This is a genomic window from Micromonospora sp. NPDC048169, assembly GCF_040652815.1.
Classification (GTDB): Bacteria; Actinomycetota; Actinomycetes; order Mycobacteriales; family Micromonosporaceae; genus Micromonospora.
Window position 1 is genome coordinate 1 of the sequence record NZ_JBEZMS010000068.1, and the last position, 8,628, is coordinate 8,628.

General features: G+C 69.0%; 13 protein-coding genes. All 13 read right to left on the bottom strand.

Going from position 1 to position 8,628, the window contains the following annotated elements:
* Positions 1-92: 92 nt before the first annotated feature.
* The 13 genes from AB0D28_RS29260 to AB0D28_RS29320 all read right to left on the bottom strand — a co-directional run bounded on the left by AB0D28_RS29260 (position 93) and on the right by AB0D28_RS29320 (position 8,551).
* Positions 93-1,334, bottom strand: coding sequence for a site-specific integrase (locus tag AB0D28_RS29260; protein WP_151016045.1), 1,242 nt, complete (start codon positions 1,332-1,334; stop codon positions 93-95).
* A 1-nt stretch (position 1,335) separates the two neighbouring features.
* Complete coding sequence (locus AB0D28_RS29265; RefSeq protein ID WP_151016047.1) at positions 1,336-1,527, bottom strand: helix-turn-helix domain-containing protein; 192 nt, start codon at positions 1,525-1,527, stop codon at positions 1,336-1,338.
* A gap of 22 nt (positions 1,528-1,549) precedes the next feature.
* Positions 1,550-3,331, bottom strand: a complete 1,782-nt coding sequence (locus AB0D28_RS29270; protein WP_151016049.1) for a replication initiator — start codon at positions 3,329-3,331, stop codon at positions 1,550-1,552.
* A complete protein-coding gene (locus tag AB0D28_RS29275) occupies positions 3,331-3,600 on the bottom strand; it encodes a hypothetical protein (protein WP_151016051.1) in 270 nt (89 codons plus the stop codon). The genes AB0D28_RS29270 and AB0D28_RS29275 overlap by 1 nt, the downstream gene beginning before the upstream one ends.
* Positions 3,597-4,352, bottom strand: coding sequence for a hypothetical protein (locus AB0D28_RS29280; RefSeq protein WP_357391072.1), 756 nt, complete (start codon positions 4,350-4,352; stop codon positions 3,597-3,599). Before AB0D28_RS29280 ends, AB0D28_RS29275 begins: the two co-directional genes overlap by 4 nt.
* Positions 4,339-4,641: a hypothetical protein gene (locus AB0D28_RS29285; protein ID WP_357391074.1), complete on the bottom strand. Its 303-nt coding sequence runs from the start codon at positions 4,639-4,641 to the stop codon at positions 4,339-4,341. The genes AB0D28_RS29280 and AB0D28_RS29285 overlap by 14 nt, the downstream gene beginning before the upstream one ends.
* A gap of 70 nt (positions 4,642-4,711) precedes the next feature.
* Positions 4,712-5,059: an RRQRL motif-containing zinc-binding protein gene (locus AB0D28_RS29290; protein ID WP_357391076.1), complete on the bottom strand. Its 348-nt coding sequence runs from the start codon at positions 5,057-5,059 to the stop codon at positions 4,712-4,714.
* On the bottom strand, positions 5,056-5,355 hold the full coding sequence (locus AB0D28_RS29295) for a hypothetical protein (protein WP_151016284.1): 300 nt from the start codon (positions 5,353-5,355) through the stop codon (positions 5,056-5,058). Before AB0D28_RS29295 ends, AB0D28_RS29290 begins: the two co-directional genes overlap by 4 nt.
* Positions 5,352-5,792 carry a hypothetical protein gene (locus AB0D28_RS29300; protein WP_357391079.1) on the bottom strand — a complete coding sequence of 147 codons (441 nt, stop codon included), beginning with the start codon at positions 5,790-5,792 and terminating at the stop codon, positions 5,352-5,354. Before AB0D28_RS29300 ends, AB0D28_RS29295 begins: the two co-directional genes overlap by 4 nt.
* Before the next feature lie 87 nt (positions 5,793-5,879).
* A complete protein-coding gene (locus tag AB0D28_RS29305; protein ID WP_357391081.1) occupies positions 5,880-6,089 on the bottom strand; it encodes a hypothetical protein in 210 nt (69 codons plus the stop codon).
* Positions 6,086-6,958, bottom strand: coding sequence for an FtsK/SpoIIIE domain-containing protein (locus AB0D28_RS29310; protein ID WP_357391083.1), 873 nt, complete (start codon positions 6,956-6,958; stop codon positions 6,086-6,088). Before AB0D28_RS29310 ends, AB0D28_RS29305 begins: the two co-directional genes overlap by 4 nt.
* An 84-nt stretch (positions 6,959-7,042) precedes the next feature.
* Positions 7,043-7,987, bottom strand: coding sequence for a hypothetical protein (locus tag AB0D28_RS29315; protein ID WP_357391085.1), 945 nt, complete (start codon positions 7,985-7,987; stop codon positions 7,043-7,045).
* A gap of 246 nt (positions 7,988-8,233) precedes the next feature.
* Positions 8,234-8,551 (bottom strand): hypothetical protein, encoded by a 318-nt coding sequence (locus tag AB0D28_RS29320; protein WP_030274472.1) that lies wholly within the window; start codon positions 8,549-8,551, stop codon positions 8,234-8,236.
* Between the last annotated feature and the right edge of the window lie 77 nt (positions 8,552-8,628).

The window sequence follows — 8,628 nt, forward strand, 5'->3', positions numbered from 1 at the left end:
TTCAGGGTTCGAGTCCCTGGCGGCCCACTCAACAGCGCATCTGAGCTGCGGGAACGTCGACCGAAGATCATCGGGCACAACCAGGGCACAAGTCAGCTCTGATCTTGGCCGGTGGGGCGTTCAGATGACTTGCCGTCTGCCTGCCGCAGGAGGCTGCCGACCAGCCCGCGCGGGCGGTCCTTCTTCGGCAGCCAGTGCACGTAGGTCTCCAACGTGATCCGCAGGTTGGCGTGCCTCAGCGCCTTCTGCACCTCCTGGGGCTCGACACCGTTACTCATGAGCGTGGTGGCGAAGAAGTGGCGCAGGGAGTGGAAAGTGCCTTCCTTCGGCCACCCGGCGGCCTGACGCCAGTCCGCCCACAGCTCTGACCAGTAGGTGTCCGTCAGCAGCTTTCCGCGTGCCGAGGTGAACAGGACCGCCACCGGTCGAATCAAGCGCTCGCCGGTCGTGATGTCGGGCAGCTCGAACTCGACAGGACCGACCTCGTTGAGATGGGCGGTCAGTTCCTCAGCGACCACCGCGTCCAGGTCGACGGTCCCCGCGGACCCACTCTTAGGTGACGAGAGGTAGAAGCCGCCGAAGTGCTCCGGCGAGTGCCGTAGTTGCTGCACCACGTGCAGCTCGCCGTGCTCATAGTCGGCACAGCGTGAACCCGCTTCCATTCCCAGGACCTCGCCGAGGCGAAGCCCCTCCCCCGCCCCGAGCCAGATAGCCGCCCGGAATCGCCGGGGTACCACCTCAACGAGCTTGAGCACCTGGTCCCCGGTGGGAACCCATTTCGGTGCCCGCGACAGACCGCGCAGGATCTGGGCGAGCTTCACGCCGTTGCAAGGGTTGTCCGGGATCGCCTTGTCGACGACGGCCGCGTTCATGATGGTCTTGAACAGCCCGAAGTACAGACTCACCGAGGACTTCGGCGTTTGCTTGTCGAGCAGCCGGCCGAGCCAGGACAGGACGTCTGTCAGGGTGATCGACCGGATCGCCTTCTCGCCGAACGCGGGCAGGAGGTGCTTTCGCAGGTTCTGCGGTATCCGCCGCCGGGTCTCTGTCGACCACCCGGATTCGCGGGCCTCTCGCCACCGCTGCGCGTACTCACCGAAGGTCAGTTCGGCTTCCGCCCGCTTGACCAGCACCTCTGGCGCTATACCGGAGCGGCACGCCAGGTCGAAGGTTTCCGCGTCGCGCTTGAGGTCGAACAGCCGTTCCCGGTCGTTGTTGTCGGCGTCGGCGTAGCGGACTCGCCAGCGCTTGCCTCGGCCGTGCCGCTTGGACGGGATCGGCTTCTTCGTGTCGGGGTCGCGCTTCTTGAGGTACCACAGGTCATCGATGGGCATGTCAGGCCGCCCGTTCTTCCAGCCAGGCCCGAACGTCGGCGGGGTTGTAGCGCAGATGCCGACCAACCTTGGCAGCGCGAGGGCCGATACGGCGGTGCCTCCACTGGTACAGCGTCCCGACTGGAACCCGGAGGAACGCCGAGACCTCATCGATTGACCACAGTTCTTCGGACACTGCTTGTCGGTTCACCAATGTCTTCTCCTTCTGTTCCGAGCTATGCGGCCAGCCGCGGGCCGTCGAGGGTTGTTCCGAGTTCGTGGGCGAGTTCTTCGCGGCCGGTGGTTCGTCGCTCTCTGGCCATGGCGGCGGCGGTGTTGGCGAGCAGCGCGTCACCCGAGGTGTGCCAGCCGACTCCGGCGAAGGTGAGGGTGCCGACGATGAGCGTGGTGTCCTCGTCGACGTGGTCGACGGGTGGGCCGCTGGCGGCGGGGTGTTCGTGGTCCTGGTGCTCGTGGCGCCGGAAGGCGACGCGGGTGTCGCGCAGGAGCCGGAAGGTCACGGAGTAGCGGCGGGCTTTGGTGAGGAAGTGGCCGCCGTAGCCGAGCATGTGCGCCCACCGGCGCAGCCGGGCGTAAGGGTTGGCCGTTGCTGGTTTCGTCGGTTGGGTGTCAAGGGCGGCTTGACGGTGGGCGACGCAGGTGGGGCAGGCGGCGTATCGGGTGTGGGTGCCGCAGTCGGGACACTCCCAGCGCTGGACGAAGCCGGGCTGTGGCCGGGGTTCCCGGGGCCGATCGGACAAGGGCCGAGCGGTGCCGGCGGGTCGGCCGATGCGCCAGCAGGCGTCGATGAGGCGGGCGGTGTGGTCGCCGTCGGGGTCGGCGTAGTCCCCGATCGTGTCGGCGGTCAGGCGGGTGGAGGTGTGCCCGGTGGCCTCGGTGCTTTTGGTGGCGTACTTGGCAAGGTAGCCCGCGACCATGCCATCGGTGACCTCCCCCGAGCCGTCGGTGGCGATCGGTTCCAGGTCGACCTGTTCGCCCCAGGCAATCGGCCATCCGTCGGGCCGGTCGGGGTGGGGCGGGGTGTGGAAGGCGATGTGGCGGGCGGCGTGGCGGAGCGCGTCGATGAGGTCGTCGACGGTGAACCCGGCTGGCGGGGGCACGACCGCTTGCGGGTCGGTGGGGTCGACGCCGTCGAGGCGAGCGATAGCGTGGAAGTGCACCGCTCCCCGCGCTTGAAGCTCCGCGACCTTCCCGGGCGACAGCCGGACCGGGGCGACTTTGCGGGTCTTGCCGGAGGCGGTAACCACCTCGACGCGGGGGATGCCGCGGCGCTGGGCAAGCTTCGCCAGCCAGCGTTCCGCGGCTTGCTTCGTGCGGTGCCACAGCTCACCGGAGAAGATGTTCCAGACGACCTGGTGGTCGTGGTCGTAGCAGTCCAGACACAGCGGATGCCCGAGCACCGAGTCACCCGTCTCATGGCGCGCCCAGCAGACGGCCGGACGGCCGTGGGGACACAGTCCGGAGTCGCGGCGGGCGTGGCAGGGTTCGGCGCGGCAGTCGCAGCGGCGTCGGTTGCGGCAGGTGTGCCGCTTGACCTTCCGGGCGTGGACGGTGCCGAAGGACGGTGCGGTGAAGGTGGCGAACACCGCCGGATGTGATGCCACCGATTCTGGGATGCCTTTGCCGCCGACGAGGCCGGCGCGCAGGAGTTGGAAGGCGTCGCGTTGGTAGGTCTGGGCGCAGGCGGGGCAGACCGTGGCGCGGCGGTTGCCGCAGGCGGTGTAGATCGCCGCGTCAGGCATGGCGTCGGTGTGCCGCACGTCGAGAACCCGGCCGGTGGCCTGCTCGACGGTGAGGATCTGACCGGACAGCCGGATGGGGCGGGTGCAGCCGGCGGCGGCGCGGACGTGTTCGAGCCAGCCGTAGTAGTCCGGGCGGGTGGCGCGTTCGAACGCGGCTCCGGCAGCAGTCCAGCCGTAGACGGGTGGGACATCGGCGTTCGAGCCCACCCCCCGGGCCAAGGAGGCGCGGGGGGTGAGGTCCAGCGTCGAGGCCATCAACCGGCCACCCCGGTGGTGGGGTGCAGGTTGGTGATGGTGCGTTCGATGACGACGATCCGGCAGGCAGAACATTGGCGCGTGGTGGGTTCGTGCCGCCCGCAGGGGATCTGGGTGACGGTGTCGCCGCAGCGGATGGTGATCGGGTTGCGGCAGGGTCCGCCGTCGATGACGTCGATGACGGTCCGGCGGATGTCGTAGGGGTGGGGCTCCGGCTCGGCCGGGCAGGTGTGCAGGAGCTGCACGGCGTCGACGGTGTGGATGCTCATCGGGCACCACCGCCGATGCTGGCGAGGAGTTGTCCGGCGACGGGTGGGGTGACGTCGAGGCGGTCGGCCAGCTCGGCCGGGGTGATGGGCTGTCCGGTGGCCTGTTCGTGCTGGACGGCCGCGAACCGGGCCATGGGCAGCAGGTGAGAAGGGACAGGGACGTCGACCGGCTCGGCCGGTGCGGTGACGGACTCCGGCGCGACAGCCGGGGTGAGGGTCGGTGCGGTGACGGGTTCCGGCTCGACTGCCGGGGTCGGGGTGATGGCGGCCGGTGGTTCGGTGGTGACCTGCTCGGCCGACTGGACGCGGATGGGTTCGGCCGGGGTGGCCGGGGTGGTGGTGGGTTGTTCCGGTGTGGGTGCCGGGGCGAGGACGAGTTTGACCAGGGCCATGAACGCCAGGGCCGGGACGGCGGACAGGAGCCAGCCGGAGATGCCGGGTTTGGCGACCGCGAGTTGTGCGGCGAGGGAGAGGCTGGCGGCGGCGATGAGCAGGAACAGGGGGTAGCCGATGGGTGCGCCGGTGCGGCGGCGTCGGCGGATGGTCAGCAGGCAGGCGATGGGAACGAGTTCGCTGATGACGGCGTTGGCCCAGCCGAACCATGCCCCGGTGCCGGTGGGGCTGTTGGCGAGGGTCCAGTCTTTGACGTGGGTGAAGGAGGCGGCACCGGCGAACCCGGCGACCGCGATGAGGATGAGGACCAGGACCAGGCCCTCGACGCGGGTGCCGGTGGTGCGGTCAGTGCCCGGCATCGGTGGTCACCTCCCCGGAGGTGACGGCACGTTGTTCGGCGAGCAGACCGGTCATGCCGACCCGGATGCTGTTGCAGGTGGCGCAGTGGTCGCCGGGGCCGGTGGTGCACTCGGTGAGGTGGGCTTCCTGGATGAGCCGGATAGCTTCGGCGTAGTAGCCGGACAGGAACCGCTCGAAGCGCAGGGGGCCGTGACCGGCGAAGAAGCCGGCGAGAGCGGTGACGGCGTAGTCGTCGTCGGGGGTCATCCGCTCCTGGGCGGCGAAGTTGACGGCGGTGGTGGTGGTCATCGGACGCCTCCCATGTAGGCCAGGGCGATGCCGATGAGCAGGACGACGGCGAAGGTGATCAGGACAGCCATCAGTGGCCTCCGTGGCAGTCGAGGCAGCAGCCGTAGCGGCGGGGGATGTAGTAGGGCTTGACCTCGCCGCAGTCCCGGCAGGTCCGTCGGGCGAGCAGGGCTTTCGCGATGGCCTTCCGCTGGGCGGGGGTGGCGACGCGCTTCGGTTTGGCCCAGTCGAGGCGGTAGAGGTAGGCGATGCGCTTACCGCGACGCCACAGGATCTGCGCGACCGCGTGATGCCCTCCGGGCCGGAGTCCGGCGGCGCGGAGCTGTCGGCGGGTGGCCAGGCCGTCGGGGGCGAGCCGGTAGGGGTAGGTGGGGAATTCGTCGGCGGGGTTGGCCGGGTCGTAGGTGTAGGTGGTCATGGCCGGTCTCCCCAGCGCTGCTGGGCGGCCTGGCGGGAGATGCCGAGCCGGGAGCCGATGTCGGCCCAGGAGTAGCCAAAGGCCCGCAGGCCGATGACGGCGTCGGTGATGGCCTGGTCGATGACCGACGACAGGGCTACGAGGTCGCGGAGGGCTTCGACGTCGCCGTCAGCGACGCGGCGGCCGTGGGCGCGGATGATGCGCCGGGCGAAGGCGGCGAAGGCGTCGTTCTCGACGACGTCCCGGCGACGCTGTACCGGGATGCGCGGCGTCAAGGGCTTCTTGACAGGGTTCACCGGTTTCCGCCTTCCTGGTTGTGGAGGCGGTCCCACTCCTCAGCGGCGTTCTCAAGGGCGGTGATGACCTGCTCGGCGGTGCGGCCGGGCTCGTCGTTCCAGGAGTAGGGGGAGATGTGCTCGTCGAGCAGGTAGCCGTCTTCGTCGATGTGGAAGACCGGCGCGAAGTCGTCGAGGTAGTCGACGAACGCGGCGATGGCGGCGAGGTAGGTGATCCGCTCGTCGGTGTCGAGGTCGTACCAGTGGTGCACCGGGTGTCCGGTGCAGGCCATGCCGATGGCTCCGACGGCGCAGGCCGGCGGGGTGGGGGTGTCGGTGGTGGGTGCGTAGTAGGTGCCCTGGTGCCAGCCGTGCCGGCGTAGGTAGAGGGCAGCCATCCGCAGCAGGTCAGCGGGTGTGACCGATGCTGCGGTGGGCGGGTTGTGGGTAGCCTTCATGGCAGCCACGTCCTTTCAGAAGGGCTTGGTGGGAGGTCGGCAGGACCGGCAGTTGCTGCCAGGCGTCGTCCGGTCCTGTCGGCCGATTTATCGGGTGCGCAGCCGCAGGTAGCGGCGTTGGCGGGTGTCGTTGCCGCCCACCGGGTGGGGTGGGCCGAGGTAGACGAGTCGGCCGCTGGCCGAAGCGACCTGGACCATCGAGGCGATCTCCGCAGGTTGGGCGACGATCCAGATCTCGACGTACCGGGCGGCACGCTGGCTGTTGGCCTTGGCGTATGCCTGTTCGCGGGTGGTCATGCCGCCACCTCGAAATCCACCCGGGTCAGATCCGGGATCAGGGCCGGTAACCGGCGTGGCCGACGAATCCAGGCGGCGTAGTCGGCGATCCCGGCGATCTGGGCGTCGGTCAGGTAGGCGACCTTGATGCGCTTCGGGGTGCCGCCTTCGGCGATGAGGTAGGCGGCACCCTGGTTGGTGGGGGCGATGTCGGTGGCCGAGTAGCCCTGCTCGGCCCAGCCGTGCCCGAGCACGATGTTGGAGGTGTTCGGCGTGGTGCACCGGAACGCGGCCCGGTAGCCGAACAGGTCCCGCAGCGAGGTGGGGATGATGTCGAACGACGGCCGCTGAGTCGCGGCAACCACCGGGATACCGGCAGCCCGGCCACGGGCGACCAGGTCGCGCAGGAGAGCGACGAACTCTTCCTGTTCCTGCTTGGTGCCGACGGTGGCGCTGTAGTAGGCGATCTCGTCGACGAGGACGGTGATGACGGACAGGCCGTCGGCGGCGGTGACCTTGCGGCGGCCGTGGGCGCGCAGCCAGGCGTAGCGGTTGTTCATCACCAGTTGCAGGCGTCGGAGGATGTCGAGGGCGGCGGTGATGTCGGGGCCGATGAACGCGTCGGCGCAGTCCTCCCACTGCCCGAGTTCGACGAGTTTGCCGTCCAGCAGCACGAGCCGGGAGTCCACGGACAGGGCGGCGTGGGCCGCGATCGTGTTGAGCAGACCGCTCTTGCCTCCGCCGGGTTCACCTCCGGCGAGCAGGTTGCGGTAGGCGAGGGTGATGTAGACGGGGTGACCGAACTCGTCGATGCCGACGAAGATGGGGTCGAACATCGACAGGCCAGGCCCCACCGGAACCCCGGAGGTCGGGGCGGGTGTGGTGGTCATGGGTGCCCTCCTTGGGCAGTTGGTGGGCGCGGAGAGCCACACGAACGAACCCCGTAGGGCTCTCCGCGACCGGTTGGGTGAAGGTCAGATCCAGTCGGAGACGTCGTCGACGTCGCTGGCGGTGGATGCCGCGGGCTTGGTGCCGTTGGCGGTGGTGGCCGGCGGCTTCTTGGCGGCCGGTCTGCCCTGTTGGGTGGGCAGGGTGACGGTGGGGGCGTCGATGTCGGGCAGGTCCAGGGCGGTGGGCACGGTGGCCGGGATCCGCTCGGTTGCGGGGGTGTCGGGGTCGATGACGTCGACGAGCGGGGAACCGACCTGAGCGGTCAGGACCTCGCGGCGTTTGATGTCGAACCGCAGGTAGGCGGCGTTACGGTCGGAGGCCCGCTCCACCAGGGCGGTGGAGGCGTGGCAGGCCACGGCGATGCGGTCGAGGCGGCCTTCCAGGTCGGCGAGGGAGAGGCCGGGGCGCAGGTAGACCCAGACCCGTTCGCCGACGGGGGTGGGCTTGGCCCAGAGGATGAGCGGCAGGCTGCCGGACTGGTTGGCGATGATGAACTGCGCGAAGCAGACACGCAGCCGATGCCGGACGATCAGGCACCAGGTCCAGGCCGTCAGGAACCGGCGGGACACCGGCACGGCGGCGGGGACACCCACGACCAGGGCGACCACGATGAGCGTGACCAGGGTCGAAGTGTGATTGACCAGCTGCACCCAGCAGACGCCGAGAAGCGTGGTGATCCCGATTTCGGGAGTCCACCACCACAGCAGCCGCAGCACCGGCCACACCCGCACGAGCAGCCAGACCAGGCCGCCCAGCGGAACCCCGATCAGCGCGCCGACGAAGACGGCGAGGATGGGGTGGATGGAGGAAGCGGCCACCACGGCCGACAGAAGGCCGACGATGACCGCCATGAGGATGAACGCCAACCGGGCGTTCCGCGCCGAGGACCGGTGAACTCTGGCCTCGATCACGGTGATGGTGCCGCTGGACTTCCGTCCGAAGGAGCGGCGAGGGCTAGACTTGGACACGACGAATCCCTCCCAATCGCGAGTTGGGTCGGATGAGTTGGAGGGCACGGGGTCGGCAGGTTTGGACGCCGGTACCGACCCCGCGCCATTTCTCGCGGGATGTGACCACCGGTCGTGGTCACCAGGCCGAGAACGTTGGACGCCGGAGCCGTCCTCGGACTGCTTGTTCACTTGGATCGATCAGCGGACCTCAGGCCGCTGGAGGTCAGACACCACCAGGCTTCACACAGCACGCTGTGCGAAGGACTACTTGGCCGCCGAACCAGCCTTCGGCTTCAGCGAGATCGCACGGAACGCGACGCCGTTGCGCCCGTTGGTCGCCCACGGAATGGCCTCCAACTGCTCGACCTCGATGAGCTGCCCCACCATCACACCCGGCTTCTCTCCCGCCGTCGTGATGCTGATGACCTCACCGCCGGTCTCGTCGAGCACGATGACCTGGGTCGCCCACATGAGCCGGCCCGTTCCCTTCTCCGACCGCTGGTTGCCGTTCTGGTCGTTCTTCGGCTCCGGGTCCTTCGACACCGTCACCTGCTTGCCCTTGGTGTCCACGTACAGCTTCACAACAGACCTCCTGTGTCTAGGCGCATCCCCTGTTGGATGACTGCCCTGCCGTCAAAGTACCAACTCAGTTGGTACTT